Raw genomic sequence first — 16,236 nt, 5'->3', positions numbered from 1 at the left:
GTCACGCATTCTTCGTGTTCGCGGCGTTGTGCAGGTCCAGCAGGTCGATGGCGCGTTCGCGCATCTCGCCCTTGCGGATCTTGCCGGTGACGGTCATGGGGAATTCGTCGACGATGTGGACGTAGCGGGGGATCTTGTAGTGGGCGAGCCGACCCGTGCAGTGGTCTCGGACGCGTTCGGCGGTGAGCGGCTCGGCGCCTGGGCGCATGATGATCCAGGCCATGAGCTCTTCGCCGTATCTGGGGTCGGGGACGCCGATGACCTGGACGTCGGCGATGTCGGGGTGGGTGTAGAGGAATTCCTCGATCTCGCGCGGGTAGATGTTCTCGCCGCCGCGGATGACCATGTCCTTGAGGCGGCCGACGATGTTGAGGTAGTCCTCGTCGTCCATGGTGGCCAGGTCGCCGGTGTGCATCCAGCGGGCCTGGTCGACGGCCTCGGCGGTCCGGTCCAGCTGGTCCCAGTAGCCGAGCATCACCGAGTAGCCGCGGGTGCACAACTCGCCGGGCTCACCCCGGCGTACGACCAGGCCGGTGTCCGGGTCGACGATTTTCACCTCGAGGTGTGGCATGACCCGGCCGACCGTCTGGGTGCGGCGGGCCAGGCCGTCGTCGCGGCGGGTCATCGTCGAGACCGGGGAGGTCTCGGTCATGCCGTAGCAGATCGCTACTTCGCTCATGTGCATCTCGCTGACGACGCGCCTCATGACCTCGACCGGACAGGGCGATCCGGCCATGATTCCCGTGCGCAGGTCGGACAGGTCGAACTCGCCGAATCGCGGGTGGTCCAGTTCGGCGATGAACATGGTCGGCACGCCGTACAGGGAGGTGCATCGCTCGGCCTGCACGGCCGCCAGCGTGGCCTCGGGATCGAAGCCGGGTGCCGGGAGCACCACGCAGGCGCCATGTGAGGTGGCCGCGAGGTCGCCCATCACCATGCCGAAGCAGTGGTAGAGCGGCACGGGCAGGCAGATCCGATCGTCTGCGGTGTAGCCGACGCCTTCGCCGACGAAGTAGCCGTTGTTGAGGATGTTGTGGTGGGACAGCGTGGCACCCTTGGGGAATCCGGTGGTGCCCGAGGTGTACTGAATGTTGATCGGGTCGTCGAATGCCAGCGCGGCCATCCGTTCGCGCAGTGCGGCGGAGTCGATGCCGTGCCCGGCGGCGATCAGGTCGTCCCAGCCGGGCTCGCCGATGAACACCGTGGGTTCGAAGCCGATCTCGGCGAGCATGCCCCGATAGTCGCTGGTGCGGTACGCGACGGCGCTGATCAGCAGTCGCATGCCGGACTGGTGGACCACATAGTCCAGCTCATGGGCGCGGTAGGCCGGATTGACGTTGACCAGGATGGCGCCGATCTTCGCGGTGGCGTACTGGGTCAGCACCCATTCCGCGCAGTTGGGCGCCCAGATGCCGACCCGGTCGCCCTTGGCGATGCCCATGGCCAGCAACCCGAGGGCCATCTCGTCCACGGCGGCGTTGAATTCGGCGTAGGTCCAGCGCCGGCCGCCCGCCACGTCGACCAGCATCTCGCGGTCGGCGTACCTGGCCGCGGTGCGCTCGAGGTTCTCTCCGATCGTCTCGCCCACCAACGGCGCGGAGGAGACGCCGGACGCGTAGGAGAGCAGTGAGTCACCCATGTCCCGAAGCATCGTCCCAGTACGGGGGAGGGGGCACCCCCGTTCGGGGGTGGTCGCCGCACGCGGGCGATGCCATTCTGACGGCATGGCTGTGGCAAGGCCTCCGATGAGTACCGCGACGGTGCAGCGAGGAGTGCTGCTACGCGCCGCCCTGAAGAGGATGTGCCGGGCGACCGGGCTGCCCGTCACCTTCGGCGGCGTGGTCGTGCCCGGAGGACGGAGCATGCCGCTCACCGAGTTCGTCGGGATCCGCACCGACGCGCTTTCCGGCCTTGTCATCGGCGCCGGCAACGGCCTGGGCGGACGGGTGCTGGTCACCGCCAGGCCGGGCAGTGTCAACGACTATGCCGCCGACTCGAAGATCAGCCACGAGTACGACACGGCGGTGACCGCGGAAGGCCTGCGGGCGATCGCGGCGGTGCCCGTGATGGTCGGCGAGTCGGTGTTCGGCGTCCTGTACAGCGGTATCCGTGAGTCGCTGTCACTGGGCACCCGGGTTCTGGACACGATGGACCACACCGCCCGGCGTGTGGGCCTCCAGCTCGCCGTGGAAGAGCAGGTGGAACGGCGGCTGGCGGAGATCGAGACGGCCACGGTCACGCGGGCCGCCCGCGAAGCACCCTCCGCACCGCAGTGGGAACAGGTCCGGGAGGCGCACGCGGAGCTGCGCTCGATCGCCCAGGAGATCACCGACCCGGTCCTGCGCGAGCGTATCCAGCGGGTGTGCGACCGCCTGACCCGATCCACCGACCGGCAGGTCCTCGAAAATCCGTTGTCGCCCCGCGAGCTGGACGTGCTGGCTCTGGTCGCGGTGGGCTGCGGCAACGCCGAGGCCGCCCGGCGCTTGGGCCTGCGGCCGGAGACGGTCAAGAGCTATCTGAGCAACGCGATGCACAAGCTCGGCGCGCACAGCCGGATGGACGCGGTGATCGCGGCCAGACGCACCGGGGTCCTTCCGTGATGATCACTGGCAGGCGATGGGACGGCGTCGCGATCCCATCGCCTGCCGAGCTTTTTTCGGTCCGGTTATCGGCCGGCGTTCAGGTCACATCATCGACCTGAAGAAATGTCAGTCGTCGTGGTGGTCGTTCGAGTCCGAGTGGTGGTGGTCGGAGTCGTGGTGGTCGCTGGAGTGGTCGTGGTCGGACTTGTGGTGGTCCTTCGAGTCCGAGTGCTCGTGGTCGGAGTGGTCGTGGTCGGAGTTGTGGTCGTCGCTGGAGTGCGAGTGGTCGTGGCTGGAGCCGTGGTCGTTCGAGTCCGAGTGGTCGTGGGAGGAACCGTCGTTGTTGCTGCTCGGCGCGGATGTCTGTGGAGCAGCGTCCGGGGTGTTCGAATCGGCTCGCGGCATCGTCGTGGTGCCGGTCGCCGGGTCCTGGGAACTCGGGCTGGACTGTCCCTGCCCGGTCGGGGCGGCGAGCGCGGATCCGACCGGGTAGACCAGATGAAGAGCCGATCTTGGCGGGCGGCCGAGTATCGGCGGACGTTCAGTGGGTGACCCCTTGGCGGGCGCGTCGTCATGGCGACTTCTCGATGAGTCCACCGCCTTGGGCGGGTCACCGGGCAGGCCGTGCCTGCCCGGGCTCCTCACCGGCCAATGAGGTCGGCCCTGTCCGGGACGTTTATCGGGAGCTTCCGGAACATCGCCCGGCGGCTCGGCGACCGGGGCGAGCGGCGAGGATAGGAGATCGATGGCCCTTTGAAGGGCGTCTTTCTGGTCGGCCAGGGAGCCCTTCTTCGTATCGAGCTCCCGGGCGGCGGCGACGAGACCCGGCGATCGGCCGCCATCGGCGACATGATGCAGCGCGATGTCCGCCGTGTTCGTCGCCTTCAACTGTTTACCGGTTGCGGCGATCGCGGCGGCGAGCTGGCGCTTCGCGGACTTGGCCGCGGTGCCTTTCATGAGGGTGCGTGCACGCTGCAGCAGACCTGTCTCACGCTGTTCGAGTGCGTGGATGGTCGCCAGCACTTTGGGAGTCCGCTTGCCGGGCGGCAGCGCGAACAATTCCCGAAGCGACGACTGGACGTGCGACAGCTGCTTCAGCGTGACGACGAGAGAGGTGTCCGCCACCGGCTTGGCCGCTGGGATCTTCGAACCGGAGCCACCGGTCACATCGACGCCGGCGCGTACGGGCTGGGGACTCACACTGGGACGCGCGATGGGTGCAGTGGAGTGTTGGCCGGTGAAACGGGCGACTCCGACCGCGGATCCGGAGATGAACACGACTCCGCCGACCAGTGCCGCCCCCAGCGGGGTGCGCCGCCAATGTCGGGTGACCTTTTGCCCCGTGTCATCCGACTTTGGGCTGATCGCCGCCTGAGGTGCGGCGGCAGCGGAGGCCCGACGCAATTGACGTGCCGCATGCCGGTGGGCACGAGAGCAGTACAGCCGGGTCACCCCATCTTCGGTAGGTATGACCGGTTCCATGCACCCCGGCAACGCACACGGTCGGTCCGGCAGCACCTTCGAATCCTTGTCAGCCATGAGCACACCACCCCAGTTCCGCAGCAACGGCCGGAAATCCCTGCCTTGAGTCAGGCTGACGGCTTCGGGGTCCGGAGAGGACCGGTAGAGCCGCCAAGGAATCCGTGTCACCGCCGCATCGGTCGCGCGGTGACGTCTTGCGACACCAGAGAAGACGGCCATAGGTTGATTTCCAAGCGATGCTCGCAGTTAACAATCAATCCCGGACGACTGGCATCAATAGTCCGTGCAGGTTTGGAGGGTCATCGCCCCGATGGGAAGACCCGAGCGGCCGCTGGACCCGACACAGGGACCGCTGGCCGACTTCGCTCACGACCTACGCGCCCTCCGGCACAAGGCGGGGACACCGAGTTATCGGCGAATGGCCGCCGAGGCCCACTTCTCCGCCACCGCGCTCTCCCGGGCGGCGTCCGGAAAGGCGTTGCCGTCACTCGACGTCACCCTCGCCTTCGTGGCCGCGTGCGACGGGGACACCCGGGTGTGGGAGGACCGCTGGCACGCTCTGCGCGGGGAGTTGAGGGGCGAGACGGAGGAGGGGGCCGAAGCGCGTGAGCCGACCGAGGCGCCGCCGGTGTCGGCCGCCGATCCGGTCCCCGCTTCTACGTCCCCCTCTCGGCTCGCCCCCGACTCCGGGCCGGCGTCCGCTCTTGACCGCGCTCGCGGTAGGCGACGGCTGTGGGTCGCTGCGGCCGTCGTGATCGGGCTCGCCGCCACCGCCGGCACGGTCGCCGCCCTGCTGCCGGCCGCATCGACTGCGGCGCACCCGGCGCGTCGGCCCGCCGCGCACGCGGCGCATCGGCCCGCTACGTACTCCGCACCGACAATGGCGGCGGCCGGCGCGCGCGACCGCGACAATAGGGGCCGCCCGCGCCCCGTACGCCGCGAAGGCGCCGTGACGCTGCGCACGAACCAGATCATCGACTTCGACGACCGGTCATGGCCGACCGCCGAGGCGTCCAAGGACAACCCGTACGACCTTGAGTTCACCTCGGACAAGCGCACGCTCGACAGCATCGGCAGCGACGACATCACCATCCTGCCGCCCGGCAGCCACGGCACGCGTGCGGAATGCGGGGCACAGCAGAACTACAGCGAACCGGTCACCCCCGCCCTGGACCGGCCCGGCACCTTTTTCTGCCTCATCACGGACACTCGCCGCTACGTGCTCTGCCGGATCGACGCCGTCACGCGAGACGCCTCCGGCCGCCCGGCCGAGGTGCGCCTGTACGCCGTCATCTGGGAGCCAAGGGAAGCGGACTGACCCGTCGGAACCGGCGCCGTCGCACGTCCTCGCCTATCCGGCGCAGACGCTCCGGCGCTACCATTGTCGGGAGACCATCAAATACGTGACACGTATTATATCTGGTTAGGAGCGTATGACCATGGCGTCCACGACGCGCCAGGACGCCGGCTCAGCGCGGGATCGGCGGCGCACGACCGCCGCGATCAAGGAGTCCCTGCGTGAGTTGGTCGTTCAGCTGTCACTGCTCAACCACCAGATCTGCGATCACGTCGATATGAAAGACGTCGATCTGTACTGTGTCGACCTGCTCAACCGGCACGGGCCGATGAGTCCCAGCGTCCTCGCCCGCCGCGCCGGCCTGCATCCGGCCACGATGACCGGCATCCTGGATCGTCTCCAGCGTGGCGGCTGGGCCGTTCGCCAACGCGACCCGGACGCCGTCGACCGCCGCGCCGTCACCGTGTACCCCCTGCGCGACCGCAACGCCGAGCTGTACGAGCTCTACTCCGGGATGAGCACCTCGATGGACGGGATCTGCGCGGACTTCAGCGACGGCGAGCTCCAGACGCTCGCCGACTTCCTGCGGCGCACCATCGACGCCGGGCAGCACGCGACCGAGCAACTCGCCAACGACTGACCCACCGGGAGCCGGCATGCCGCCGCAGGTGGGGCGGCGGCTTGACGTAATATAATATGGAAACAATAATGCATGCATTCCATATTGATTGCGGAGCCGCCGGTGAGACTCACGATCTTCGGGGCGACCGGCGGCATCGGCCGCCGGCTCGTCGGTCAGGCGGTCGCCGCCGGGCACGACGTCACCGCGGTCGTACGGAACCCACAGGCGCTGACCGCGGACGTACGTACGGTCACCGCCGACCTGGCGTCACCCGACCCGGCGGTGCTCAGGTCCGCCGTCCGCGGAACCGACGCGGTGCTGTCCGGCCTCGGCCCCCGAGGCAAAGGCGAATTCGGTATCGCCTCTCGGGGCACCGAAGCGATCATCGAGGCCATGAAGGCGACGGACGTACGCCGCATCGTCGTCATCAGCGTCGCGGGCATCTCGACGATCCCGACACCCGGCCGTCCGAATCCGCCCAAGCGCGACCCGGGAATGGGCTGGTTCATGCGGAACGTGCTCAGTCCGATGGCGAAGGCGAGACTCGGACGGCACTATGCCGACGTCGCGATGATGGAGGATCTCCTCCGCGACAGCGGATTGGATTGGACCGCCGTGGGAGTGCCGCTCCTGACCGACAAGCCGCCGACCGGCACCTACCGGACGGCTTACGGGCAGAGTGTTCGCGGCGGCCGCCGCGTCACCCGCGCCGACGCCGCGCATTTCATGCTCCGCGCGATCGAACAGCCCGAGACCATCGGGAAGTCGATCGCCATCGCCAACTGACGGATCCGGAGCGATCAATGTCCATCTTCACCAAGCGCCGGAAGGTCCGGCTCTCGCGTCACCGCATGGCCGACAGTCCGCACGGACCGCTACGGATCAGTCATGACCGCTGGCCATCGGTCCTGGCGCTCGTGGACGGGCCGGGGATCCCCGCCGTCACGGTGCTGCCCGGCCGCGGGATGAGCATGAACGGCCGGCAGATGCCCGCCCGGCAGGGCACCCGCCGCGCCTGGGACCCGCGCCGCAAGGCGCGCATCTGCACCGTTCTGGCGGGCGATCGCGGCTACGAGCTGCGGCCGACCGGTCTGCTGCGGGCGCGACTGCTTCGTGATGGCGAGCTCATCGCCACCGCCCGGGGCCGCCTGGCGGACTACTCACCATTCCGGAACATCCCCGGCATCGATGCCCGCCTGTCCTGGTCGGACGGCGTCGATCCGACCGACGTTGCGATCGGCCAGGCCATGGTGGTCGCCTTCGGCGCAGGCGCCCCGGGCGCTCTGGCCGCGCTCGCCTTCTTCTGGCTCGAATGGATCAGCTGATGAGGCCGAGCGTCCGTACGCGCGGGCGGAGCCGGTTCAGCGCGTCGAGTCGATGAAGCGGTCGATGACGGCGGCGAGGCGCGGGCCCTGGTCCTCCTGGACGAAGTGGCCCGCGTTCGCGATGGTGGTGTGCTCCCGTCCCGCCGCGCCGGGGATGCGCGAGCGGAAGATCCGGTCACCGTCTCCGACGCCGTAGTCGTTGTCGCTGAAGGCGCACAGGAACGGGATCTTCAGGGTTTCGAGCACGGCCCATGCCGTACGGTTCGGCGGTGCCGCCTCGTCGAAGGGAACGATGGGGACGAGCAGCGGGAACTGCCGGGCGCCCTGAAGGTAGGACTCGTCGGGGAACGGCGCGACGTACGCCGCGCGTACCGCCGGGTCGAGTTCGCTCACGGTGCCACGGTCGACGACCTGCCCGGGGTCGAACGGGTTCGCGCGCTGGCTGAGCTGCAGCCAGGTGGCGTATGCGTCGCCGAGGCCTCGGTCTCCGGTGGGAAAGGAGGTGTTGGTCGCCACGACACGGCGGAACCGGTCCGGGCTCGTGGCCAGCAGGCGCAGCCCCAGCAGGCCGCCCCAGTCGTGGCAGACCATGGTCACGCCGTGCAGGCCGAGGCGGTCGAACACCGTCTCCCGTAGCCAGCCGACGTGTCTCTGGTAGGTGTAGGCGAAACGGTCGGCGGGCTTGTCGGACCTGCCGAATCCGACGAGGTCGGGGGCGACGCAGCGGTGCCCGGCCGCGACCAGCGGCGGGATGACGTGCCGGTAGAGGTAGCTCCACGACGGTTCGCCGTGCAGCAGCAGGACCGTCTCACCGGACGCCTTCGCCGGGTCGGCCGGCCGTTCGTCGACGTAGTGGACGCGTAGCCGGGTACCGGCGCCGTCGCCGGCGTCGATCTCGACGTAGTGCGGTGTGAACGGGTAGTCGGACAGGTCCTGAAACCGTTCCTCCGGGGTACGCAGCACGGTCATGCCCGAGACCGGGGCGGGGCGCGTGGACGCGCCGTCGTGAGTGTCGGTGCCCGCCATGGTGTTCTCCTTCATGTCTTCGCTCGCGGAGGCGCCGTCAGCCGCGGAAGGCGGCGGCATGGTCGGCGACCCACTCGGCGTAGGTCCGCGCGGGACGGCCGAGGATCTTCTCCACCTCGTCGGTGACGGCCTCGGCCGGCCCGGAGCCCCGGGCGTACCGGGCCATCAGCGCCTCGACGAAGGGCTCCGGGAGGCCGCGCTGGGACAGGCTCCGCGCGAACGCCTCCGCAGGGACCTCTTCGTAGCGCAGCCGCCTGCCGATCACCTCGCCGATGACGGTCACGAGCTGCTCGTGGGACAGGGACTGCGGGCCGGTGAGCCTTAGCCTCCGGCCCGCCAAGCCGCCGTCCAGCAGCACGCGGGCGGCGACCTCCGCGACGTCCCGTTCGTGGATGAGCGGTTCGGCGAAGCCGGCGTACGGGCCTCGTACGACGTCACCCGCGCGGATCTGAGGAGCCCAGGTGCGGAGGGTGTTGACGGCGAAGGAGGCGGGCCGCAGGCTGACCCACTCCAGTCCGCTCGCGACGGCGGCCTCCTCGGCCTCCTTGTTCCGGTCGCCCTGGAAGCGGGACGGCTGTTCGGCCGGGTCGTCGTCGACATTGATGGCCGAGAGCGCCACCACCCGTTCGACACCGCGCTCCCGGGCGAGCGCCAGCAGGTCGCCGGCGGCCTGCCCGGCGGCCCGCGGGTGCAGGAACACGGCGGTGACGCCGTCCAGGAACGCGGCGACCGTGTCGGGCCGCGACGGGGCACCCGTGACGACCTCGACGCCGTCGGGGAGACCGGCGGTCCCCGGATCGCGGGTGACGGCGCGCACCTTGGCGCCCGCGCCGGCGAGCAGCTCGAGCAGGGGGCGGCCGATGGTGCCGGTCGCTCCGGTTACCAGAATCATGATCAGACCTTTCTGCGAGAGGACGTGGGCCGGAGGTCAGGCCGTCGCCGCGTTCCACCGTGGTGTGCGGGCGTAGGCCGGCTGCCACCTCGCCCGGTAGAGCAGCCGGGCGGGCATGGGAAGCTCGCCGAGCACGCGCCGGGTGAGCTCGGCCGACGCGTCGTCGAGCAACCAGGGGAGGAACTCGGCCGCGCCTTTCAGGCCCTGCCGCTTCCTGATCGCGGCCCCGAACGCCTGCCAGCCCTCGGCCCCCAGATACGTCTCGACGAGCGGCAGGGCCTCGGCCTCCTCGTGCTCCATGTGCGCGGCCAGCGTCGCGGCCAGTTCGTCGGCACTCGCCGCCGGCCCGGCGGCGTCGCCGACGGCGAGCGCGGCGTCGACCTGGGAGAGCAGCGGGTCGATGAGGGCGTGCTCCGCCTCCATCGCGTCCAGCAATCCGACCTCGGTCGGCCGGCGCACCTTCGCGCGCAGCGGCGGCCAGAGCGCCTCGTCCTCGACGGTGTGGTGGATGTGCAGTTGGTGCTTGAAGGTCTCCCACCCGGTGCGCACCGCCGGGTCACCGGCCCGGCCCGCCCGGATCGCCGTGGACAGACGGCGCAGGTCGCGGTTGAACGCGTCGTGGCCGGCGTACATGAAGGTGAAATCGACCTCGCCTTGCGGTGGGCGTCGACGCCCGGTGTCGTTACTGGTCATCGGAGCTCCTCGTGCTTGTTCGCGGGGGTCGTCCAGCCCCGGCGTGCTCACGCCGCGGCCGTGCTTCCGGCGTATGCCGGGGGAGACTTCCCAGCGACCAACATACATGAGAGTCGTATTATATGAAACTCATAGCTTCTGTGCGGTGGAAGCTGTGGTCATGGGATTCGCTGCTGATGAGGCTTCACGGCAGGCGGGCTATCGGCGGTCGGCGGGGTCGCCGCGCGGCGAGGCCAGACGCCGGGAACTGCTCGACCGGGTCACCGAGGACGTCGCCCTCAATGGGCTCGTGGACTTCTCGCTGCGGCGCGCGGCGCGGGCGGCCGGCACGACGCACAAGGTGCTGCTCTACCACTTCGACGGCGTCGAGGACCTGCTCAGGCAGGTGGTGTTCAGGTTGCGCGAGAGGCGTATCGAGAACGCGATGGCCGCGGCCCGCGAGGCATCGGGCCAGGCGACCCTGGCGGCCCGGATCCGGGCCGTATGGTCCACTCTGGTGGAAGAGGAGTCACGCCTGCGGCGGGTGCTCGATCAGGCCATCGGCCTGGCGATGTACGACCCCGACCGCCACTCGGACCTCGCCCGGGAGGCGTCGCGGCAGTATCTGCCGGTGCTGGAGTCGCTCTGTCCGGAGCACTGGCCCGATCGGCGCAGGCGAGAGGTCTCCCAGATGATCCTCGCGACGCTCCGCGGCTTCCTCCTGGAGCGGTTGACCACCGGGGACACCGAGGGAGCCGCCGCGGGGTTCGAGGCATTGATCCGCATGCTGGAACGGGAAGAGGCGGCCGCCGGATAGCCGCCGCCCGCCCGGATGCCGGTGCCCATGGACGCAATGTGAACCATCTGGTTCACTTAAGTCCGGCAATCCAGTCCATCGGAGGTCGGGGTGCGGGTTTCAGCGCAGCGGGAGAAGGTCCGCTTCGCCGGCGGCGGCGTCGAGTGCGCCGGCCGGCACTATCCGGGAACGAACGGCGCCTGCGTGATCATGGGCGCGGGCGGTGGGGTGACCAAGGAGCCCGGCACCGATCCGTTCGCGAGGTGCCTTCAGGCGGCGGGGTTCGGCACCGACCGTGCGGGAGCGGACGACCCGGCCACCGGCGTCGCGGATTCCGCACCGTGTCCAGGAGGACGGGCATGAGGACCGTCGAGCTGTCCGCCGGGACGATCGAGTACGAGGACACCGGCGGTGATGGCCCCACGGTCGTGCTGCTGCACGGGCTGCTGATGGACGCCTCGCTGTGGGACGGGCCGATCGCCGAGCTGTCCGCCGACCACCGGTGCGTGGCGCCGACGCTGCCGCTCGGTGCGCACCGCCGCGCGATGCGCACCGACGCCGACCTGTCGCCGCACGGGTTGGCCCGGCTGGTCACCGAATTCCTCGACCGCCTCGATCTGCGCGACGTCACCCTGGTCGGCAACGACACCGGCGGCGCGCTCGTTCAGCTGCTGATGGCCGGCGGCGCCGAACGCATCGGACGGGTCGTCCTCGCCTCATGCGACGCGTTCGATAACTTCCCGCCGGGCCTGACGGGCCGGACGCTGCTGCTCACCGGAAGGTTGTCGCCCCGGTTGTTCGGGCTGTTCATGCAGCAGATGCGGCTCCGGCCGATCCGGCGGCTCCCCATCGCGTTCGGGTGGCTGACCAAGCGGGGAGACGCCGCCACCGCTCGATGGATGAAGCCGCTCCTTGCCCGGCCCGAGATCCGCCGCGACACCGTTCGGGTCCTGCGAGTGGCGGCGGCGGATACCGGGTTCCTGCTCGCCGCGGCCGACCGGTTGCCGGACTTCGACCGCCCCGCCCTGGTGGTCTGGGCGAGCGAGGACCGTGTGATGCCGCCCGAGCACGGGCGCCGCCTCGCCGAACTCCTGCCTCGGGGACGGCTGGTCGAGGTGGAGGACAGCTACACCCTCATCCCCCTCGACCAGCCGGCGAGACTCGCTCAGACCATCCGCGAGTTCACCCACGCGCCGCTCACCCGGTAGCCACGTCACGCAGCCGCAGGCATCCTCGGCCAGGTCCTGTCGCGGTCAGATCGCGCCTGACTTGGACGCCTGCGGACGGCGCCGCCGCCCGGGAAAGGCGACGTGGGCGTCCAGAATGAGGATCAGCACACCGGTGAGCACGTGAAGCGAGCCCACCCATGGGGCATGGTCCGTCCCCGTCGTGGCGAGCGCATGCTGGACGGGTCCTACGAGGAGGGCGAGTAGGAGCGACTCCCCGACGACCATTCGACCGGACCGAGTGACCAGCGCGACGATCAACATGAGCACCGTCAAAGCGACGATCACCAGCGCGAACCTGTCGTGCAGCGTGAAGTTCGAGTCCTTGAACGTCCCGCCATGGGCGGTGTCAAAGGTACCGAGCCCCGCCAGGATGAACTGGACGAAGATGGCGAGGAGTGTCACCTGTCCGATGACTCGAACGGCATGTGACGCGACTGGTGCATCAGCTTCCAGTGCCTGATCGTTCTGTGTCATTGTGTCTCCAAAGAGGTAATGCACTGGGTTCCGGGGGAAGGCTCGGCGCCGGTCACCTCCTTGGAGGCCTCCTGCGCGGCCAGGCTATTCGAGGATGTAAAGGTCGTAGCCGAAGGCATCGACGTGACCGTTGTACTCGTATGTGCACTTGTACCTCCAGCCCTCCCGCTCATATTCCTGGCCGGCGTTGATGCAGTCCCATTGGCGATCCCAGTACTCGACGTAGGTCCATGAGACCTGTGCGGCCGCGTCCCTCTGCGGAATGGCCGCATGGGCCGGCGTGCTCATCCCGAAAGCCGCTCCGGCGGCGATCCCGACACTGACAACCGCTGCGCGTAGGCGCATCTGCGTTCCCTTCTGTCATGATACATGAGAACCATATCATATGGATCTCAAATTATAAGGGAACGAGAAGGCTTGGGGATTGCATCGTCGACCAGCTGAAACGGAACGTGACGATGGCGAACGCATGAGGGCCGAGGCGGTGCGCTGGTGCCTGCAGGTGGCTGGGCAACGCCAGTGTCGTCCGCTGGAGGGCGCTGCGCCGTTATCGGTGTTCCGCGGTGTGGAGCAGCCGGCCACCTCGGCTGAGCCGGCGCGAGCTCTGGGATGCGTCGACCGGGCTCCGGTCAGGCTGGAGGACGACGCGTCCCGGCTCTCTCGCGTCTCCGGCTATTGAGGTCGACGGTCTCTCCCCCAGCGCCGCAGGGCGGCGGTCTCAGCAGAGATCGCCCAGGATATGGCGTGTCCAATCCGCCGGTCGCAAGCTAACCGCTCAGGTGGACCATGGCCGCGTAGAGCTGTTCTGCGGTCAGCGGAGGTTCCGGCAACTCGTGCCGGTTGGTGGCCCGGAACGCATCGATCATGAGGTGCAGATTGCGCCGCCAGGCTTGTGGAGCGGTGTGGCCGGTGGCTTCGAGGATGCGACCGTTCGCCCAGACCAGCGTGATGATGTCGGCCTCGGTGATATCCGCGCGCACGTCGCCGTGCTGCTGGGCGCGACGCAGGTTCGCCTCGATGAGGTAGTACAGCCGCTCGTGCATCGCCTCGGTGCGGTCACTGGCCGGGAAGCGCATCGAAACAAGGTCGTTGAACCCGCGGTCGCCGGCCTGCATCCCGAACAACGATTCAAGGAAGGCGCAAAAGCCCTCCCACGGATCTTTCATGGCCAGGGCGCGTTCGGCGGTCTCGACGAATTCCTGCAGCTTCGGTTCGAAGACGGCCATCAACAGATCGATGCGGGTCGGGAAGTGCCGGTAGAGCGTGCCGATCGCCAGGTCGACGTCGCGGGCGATCTGTTCGAGGGAGGCGTCGACGCCGTGCTCGGCGAACGCGGTATGAGCGGCGGCGATGAAACGCTCACGGTTGCGCTGCGCGTCGCGACGCCGTGGTCGAGCGGGCACGCCTGAGGATTCGTCGGGCGGCGGCATGCTTCAAGGATATCTATGTGAGGCCCCCCTCAGGTTTCGTGCTACAGTCACTTAACCTGAGGGGGGCCTCACCATCAGCGCTGTTCGGGCTCGTGCACGGCCTCACGGCGGCCTACTGATGGGCCGGCGGAGTGTTCCTCGCCGCCGGCATCACCTGTGGCGCACTCATCCTGAAACCAATCCGGTCCATTGGAGGGACGGTAGACAAATGTCCGTAAGACGAGAGGCGATTCGGTTCGCCAGCGGCGAAACCGAGTGCGCGGCCTGGCATTATCCGGGGACTAACGGCGGTTGCGTAATCATGGCGGGCGGGTTCGCGGTGACCAAGGGTCCGGGCACCGATCCGTTCGCCGAGCGGTTCGCCGACGCCGGGTTCACGGTATTGGCCTTCGACCATCGCCGTCTGGGCGCCAGTGGAGGCCGACCGCGCCAAGTGGTGCGCATCAAGGACGAACTTGCCGACTGGCAGGCAGCGATCGGGTTCGCGGCGACGCTCCCGGGAGTCGATCCGGACAAACTGGCGCTCTGGGGTTTCTCACTGTCGGGTGGCCACGTCTTGCACGTCGCGGCGCGCGACCGGCGGGTCGCGGCGGCGATCGCGCAGACCCCGAATGCCGACTGCCAGGCGATCGTGCGCAACGCCGCGCGTTACCAGACGCCGTTGGCGATGCTGCGCCTGACCGGCCGGGGCATTCTCGACGCCCTCGGCGGTCTGGTCGGCCTGGCGCCCCGGTTGGTGCCCCTTAACGGCGAGCCGGGCACCGTCGCGTTCCTCACCACACCCGACGCCCAGGACACTGAGAGAGCGCTCAATCCCGGTAACCGGTATCCGGACTGGCAGCAGGAGGCCGCTGCCCGCAGCTCGCTGCGCCTCAGCTTCTACCGGCCTGGCCGCCACGCGGCTCGGATCCGGTGCCCGCTGCTGGTTCTGGTCTGTGACCAGGACTGCTCGGCGCTCCCCGGGCCGGCCGTCGCCGCGGCCAACCGCGCTGCCCGTGCCGAACTGGTCCGGTTGCCGGGTGGGCACTACCAGCCGTTCCTAAGCGGGCATGAGGAGGCCGTCGAGGCTGAGCTGTCCTTCCTGCGCCGCCACCTGCTGAATCTGCCACCGACCGATTCCGCTGGCACCACTGCCGGCTCTGCGACGCACAAACCGGAGTGAACGACGAGACTCGCACAAACCATCCGCGAGTTCACCCGCGCGCCGCTCACCCGGTCGGCACTCCGCGGGCCGTGGGCGGACCCGACCGTGATCAGCCGGATCCGCCTCCGGGCCGAGTCGTCTTACAGGACGGCGGAGAGCAGGCTCAGGGCCGACTCCTGACGGGCGATGTCCGCCTGGTCGAACGGTCCGGTCCAGTGCAGCCCGTACTGGTCTGAGCCGTTCCGGTCGTGGTCGTACGCCGACCGGGCCTGGGCGAGAAGGTAGCCGCGGTAGGGGTGAGCCGGCGTGACGTTGTCGAGTTCGGCGAGGTTGCGGGCGAAGACGCCCTTGAACGCGGACTGGTCGGAGTTGCAGGTGCCGGCCGGCTCGCAGGGCTCCGTCAGGACGCCGCCCGGGGACAGGTCGGGGCTGGTGATGACGGCGTGGGCGATCCGGCCGGCGGCGGTGAGCAGCTTCGCGTCATGGGTGCCGCGGTACAACTCGGTGAGGCCGCCGAGAATGACGCCCTGGTTGTAGGTCCACGTGGTGCCGCCGTTACTGGCGCAGCTCCCGCTCTGGGTCTGCAGGCCGTCGTTGACCAGGTGCTCGCCGTTGATCATTCCGGTCTGGGCGAACCAGCGCCATTCCTCGAGCGCGTGGGCGAGGTAGGTCTTGTCACCGGGGATGCGGTTGTGCAGGGACGCGGTGAGCTTGAGGTACAGCTCGTTGCTGATGGCGTTCTTGTAGGTCTTGCCGGGCAGGTCCCACCAGATGCCGCCGCCGCAGGTGCCGTCCCAGTACTGGCGCATGTACGCCTCATCGGTCTTGGCGATGTCGAGGTACCGCCGGTCGTGGGTGAGGTCGTACATGCGGACCATGGCCAGCGCCCACCAGCCGGTGTCGTCGGTGGAGTCCGCGCGGAACTCTCCGCCGCCCTGAGGCCACCAGGGCAAGGGCTTGCGCTGGAGTTCGATGGTGTTCAGCACCTGCGGCATGTACCGCGTCGTGCGCGTCTTCACCATGTAGTCGAGAAGTGCCTGCAGCGCGTTGCCCGACTGCCACCACGGCGCGTCGGGGTCCCAGCGGCCGGTCGGCTCGTCGTAGAAGCCCATCATCGCGGACACGGCCGTGGCGGCCCGGGAGCGCGCGGTCGACCCTCCGCCCGCCGTGGCCCGGGCGGGCAGACTCACGGTCAGCGCCATGACGACGGCCGCCACGAGGCAGATCAGGCCCCTGCTCGCGTTACGCCTGCGTTCGGTCATCTT

Annotated in this window: 18 protein-coding genes; 9 read left to right on the top strand and 9 right to left on the bottom strand. The window is 69.0% G+C overall.

What is annotated here, in order from left to right; all coding sequences use genetic code 11:
- Position 1: 1 nt before the first annotated feature.
- On the bottom strand, positions 2 to 1,639 hold the full coding sequence (locus ACQP2O_RS28350) for an AMP-binding protein (RefSeq protein WP_433170212.1): 1,638 nt from the start codon (positions 1,637 to 1,639) through the stop codon (positions 2 to 4).
- Between the two features lie 106 nt (positions 1,640 to 1,745).
- Here ACQP2O_RS28350 and ACQP2O_RS28345 point away from each other — a divergent pair, with 106 nt between their 5' ends.
- Positions 1,746 to 2,600 (top strand): LuxR C-terminal-related transcriptional regulator, encoded by an 855-nt coding sequence (locus ACQP2O_RS28345; RefSeq protein ID WP_433170210.1) that lies wholly within the window; start codon positions 1,746 to 1,748, stop codon positions 2,598 to 2,600.
- 108 nt (positions 2,601 to 2,708) lie between these two features.
- On the opposite strand, the gene ACQP2O_RS28340 is transcribed toward ACQP2O_RS28345, so the two are convergent.
- Positions 2,709 to 3,782, bottom strand: coding sequence for a hypothetical protein (locus ACQP2O_RS28340; RefSeq protein ID WP_433170208.1), 1,074 nt, complete (start codon positions 3,780 to 3,782; stop codon positions 2,709 to 2,711).
- 592 nt (positions 3,783 to 4,374) lie between these two features.
- Here ACQP2O_RS28340 and ACQP2O_RS28335 point away from each other — a divergent pair.
- The 4 genes from ACQP2O_RS28335 to ACQP2O_RS28320 all read left to right on the top strand — a co-directional run bounded on the left by ACQP2O_RS28335 (position 4,375) and on the right by ACQP2O_RS28320 (position 7,308).
- Positions 4,375 to 5,382 carry a helix-turn-helix domain-containing protein gene (locus ACQP2O_RS28335; RefSeq protein ID WP_433170206.1) on the top strand — a complete coding sequence of 336 codons (1,008 nt, stop codon included), beginning with the start codon at positions 4,375 to 4,377 and terminating at the stop codon, positions 5,380 to 5,382.
- Between the two features lie 121 nt (positions 5,383 to 5,503).
- Entirely contained in the window at positions 5,504 to 6,001 is a 498-nt protein-coding gene (locus ACQP2O_RS28330) for a MarR family transcriptional regulator (protein WP_433170204.1), read from the top strand.
- 102 nt (positions 6,002 to 6,103) lie between these two features.
- Complete coding sequence (locus ACQP2O_RS28325) at positions 6,104 to 6,769, top strand: NAD(P)-dependent oxidoreductase (protein WP_433170202.1); 666 nt, start codon at positions 6,104 to 6,106, stop codon at positions 6,767 to 6,769.
- A gap of 17 nt (positions 6,770 to 6,786) precedes the next feature.
- Positions 6,787 to 7,308 carry a hypothetical protein gene (locus ACQP2O_RS28320; RefSeq protein WP_433170200.1) on the top strand — a complete coding sequence of 174 codons (522 nt, stop codon included), beginning with the start codon at positions 6,787 to 6,789 and terminating at the stop codon, positions 7,306 to 7,308.
- A 36-nt stretch (positions 7,309 to 7,344) separates the two neighbouring features.
- Here ACQP2O_RS28320 and ACQP2O_RS28315 read toward each other — a convergent pair whose 3' ends face one another.
- Genes ACQP2O_RS28315 through ACQP2O_RS28305 form a run of 3 tightly spaced genes read right to left on the bottom strand, consistent with a single transcriptional unit; the run spans position 7,345 to position 9,919 of the window.
- On the bottom strand, positions 7,345 to 8,334 hold the full coding sequence (locus ACQP2O_RS28315; RefSeq protein ID WP_433170198.1) for a haloalkane dehalogenase: 990 nt from the start codon (positions 8,332 to 8,334) through the stop codon (positions 7,345 to 7,347).
- Between the two features lie 37 nt (positions 8,335 to 8,371).
- Complete coding sequence (locus ACQP2O_RS28310; protein WP_433170196.1) at positions 8,372 to 9,226, bottom strand: NAD(P)H-binding protein; 855 nt, start codon at positions 9,224 to 9,226, stop codon at positions 8,372 to 8,374.
- Positions 9,227 to 9,262: 36 nt separating this feature from the next.
- Positions 9,263 to 9,919, bottom strand: a complete 657-nt coding sequence (locus tag ACQP2O_RS28305; protein WP_433170194.1) for a hemerythrin domain-containing protein — start codon at positions 9,917 to 9,919, stop codon at positions 9,263 to 9,265.
- 145 nt (positions 9,920 to 10,064) lie between these two features.
- Between ACQP2O_RS28305 and ACQP2O_RS28300 the strand changes: the two genes are divergently transcribed.
- From ACQP2O_RS28300 to ACQP2O_RS28290, 3 genes are all read left to right on the top strand, one after another.
- On the top strand, positions 10,065 to 10,715 hold the full coding sequence (locus ACQP2O_RS28300; RefSeq protein ID WP_433170192.1) for a hypothetical protein: 651 nt from the start codon (positions 10,065 to 10,067) through the stop codon (positions 10,713 to 10,715).
- Positions 10,716 to 10,805: 90 nt separating this feature from the next.
- The gene (locus ACQP2O_RS28295) at positions 10,806 to 11,057 is read left to right on the top strand and encodes a hypothetical protein (RefSeq protein ID WP_433170190.1); all 252 of its coding nucleotides are present in this window, start codon (positions 10,806 to 10,808) and stop codon (positions 11,055 to 11,057) included.
- Positions 11,054 to 11,902, top strand: a complete 849-nt coding sequence (locus ACQP2O_RS28290; protein ID WP_433170188.1) for an alpha/beta fold hydrolase — start codon at positions 11,054 to 11,056, stop codon at positions 11,900 to 11,902. The genes ACQP2O_RS28295 and ACQP2O_RS28290 overlap by 4 nt, the downstream gene beginning before the upstream one ends.
- A 45-nt stretch (positions 11,903 to 11,947) precedes the next feature.
- Here ACQP2O_RS28290 and ACQP2O_RS28285 read toward each other — a convergent pair whose 3' ends face one another.
- From ACQP2O_RS28285 to ACQP2O_RS28275, 3 genes are all read right to left on the bottom strand, one after another.
- Positions 11,948 to 12,397, bottom strand: a complete 450-nt coding sequence (locus ACQP2O_RS28285) for a DUF6220 domain-containing protein (RefSeq protein WP_433170186.1) — start codon at positions 12,395 to 12,397, stop codon at positions 11,948 to 11,950.
- Between the two features lie 84 nt (positions 12,398 to 12,481).
- Positions 12,482 to 12,742 carry a hypothetical protein gene (locus ACQP2O_RS28280; protein WP_433170184.1) on the bottom strand — a complete coding sequence of 87 codons (261 nt, stop codon included), beginning with the start codon at positions 12,740 to 12,742 and terminating at the stop codon, positions 12,482 to 12,484.
- 422 nt (positions 12,743 to 13,164) lie between these two features.
- Positions 13,165 to 13,827, bottom strand: a complete 663-nt coding sequence (locus tag ACQP2O_RS28275) for a TetR/AcrR family transcriptional regulator (RefSeq protein ID WP_433170182.1) — start codon at positions 13,825 to 13,827, stop codon at positions 13,165 to 13,167.
- Between the two features lie 208 nt (positions 13,828 to 14,035).
- On the opposite strand from ACQP2O_RS28275, the gene ACQP2O_RS28270 reads away from it, so the two are divergent.
- Complete coding sequence (locus tag ACQP2O_RS28270; RefSeq protein ID WP_433170180.1) at positions 14,036 to 14,989, top strand: alpha/beta hydrolase; 954 nt, start codon at positions 14,036 to 14,038, stop codon at positions 14,987 to 14,989.
- Positions 14,990 to 15,111: 122 nt separating this feature from the next.
- Here the strand turns inward: ACQP2O_RS28270 and ACQP2O_RS28265 are convergent, their stop codons facing one another.
- A complete protein-coding gene (locus ACQP2O_RS28265) occupies positions 15,112 to 16,233 on the bottom strand; it encodes a glycoside hydrolase family 76 protein (protein WP_433170178.1) in 1,122 nt (373 codons plus the stop codon).
- Between the last annotated feature and the right edge of the window lie 3 nt (positions 16,234 to 16,236).

This window comes from Actinoallomurus sp. CA-150999 (genome assembly GCF_050942425.1).
GTDB lineage: Bacteria > Actinomycetota > Actinomycetes > Streptosporangiales > Streptosporangiaceae > Actinoallomurus.
This window is presented reverse-complemented; position numbering and strand designations above follow the sequence as displayed.

Excerpts from the sequence above, each read along its gene's own strand:
- ACQP2O_RS28350 (WP_433170212.1), bottom strand. The coding sequence starts at position 1,639 with ATGGGTGACTCACTGCTCTCCTACGCGTCCGGCGTCTCCTCCGCGCCG.
- ACQP2O_RS28345 (WP_433170210.1), top strand. The coding sequence starts at position 1,746 with ATGAGTACCGCGACGGTGCAGCGAGGAGTGCTGCTACGCGCCGCCCTG.
- ACQP2O_RS28335 (WP_433170206.1), top strand. The coding sequence starts at position 4,375 with ATGGGAAGACCCGAGCGGCCGCTGGACCCGACACAGGGACCGCTGGCC.
- ACQP2O_RS28330 (WP_433170204.1), top strand. The coding sequence starts at position 5,504 with ATGGCGTCCACGACGCGCCAGGACGCCGGCTCAGCGCGGGATCGGCGG.
- ACQP2O_RS28320 (WP_433170200.1), top strand. The coding sequence starts at position 6,787 with ATGTCCATCTTCACCAAGCGCCGGAAGGTCCGGCTCTCGCGTCACCGC.
- ACQP2O_RS28315 (WP_433170198.1), bottom strand. The coding sequence starts at position 8,334 with ATGGCGGGCACCGACACTCACGACGGCGCGTCCACGCGCCCCGCCCCG.
- ACQP2O_RS28310 (WP_433170196.1), bottom strand. The coding sequence starts at position 9,226 with ATGATTCTGGTAACCGGAGCGACCGGCACCATCGGCCGCCCCCTGCTC.
- ACQP2O_RS28305 (WP_433170194.1), bottom strand. The coding sequence starts at position 9,919 with ATGACCAGTAACGACACCGGGCGTCGACGCCCACCGCAAGGCGAGGTC.
- ACQP2O_RS28290 (WP_433170188.1), top strand. The coding sequence starts at position 11,054 with ATGAGGACCGTCGAGCTGTCCGCCGGGACGATCGAGTACGAGGACACC.
- ACQP2O_RS28285 (WP_433170186.1), bottom strand. The coding sequence starts at position 12,397 with ATGACACAGAACGATCAGGCACTGGAAGCTGATGCACCAGTCGCGTCA.
- ACQP2O_RS28280 (WP_433170184.1), bottom strand. The coding sequence starts at position 12,742 with ATGCGCCTACGCGCAGCGGTTGTCAGTGTCGGGATCGCCGCCGGAGCG.
- ACQP2O_RS28275 (WP_433170182.1), bottom strand. The coding sequence starts at position 13,827 with ATGCCGCCGCCCGACGAATCCTCAGGCGTGCCCGCTCGACCACGGCGT.
- ACQP2O_RS28270 (WP_433170180.1), top strand. The coding sequence starts at position 14,036 with ATGTCCGTAAGACGAGAGGCGATTCGGTTCGCCAGCGGCGAAACCGAG.
- ACQP2O_RS28265 (WP_433170178.1), bottom strand. The coding sequence starts at position 16,233 with ATGACCGAACGCAGGCGTAACGCGAGCAGGGGCCTGATCTGCCTCGTG.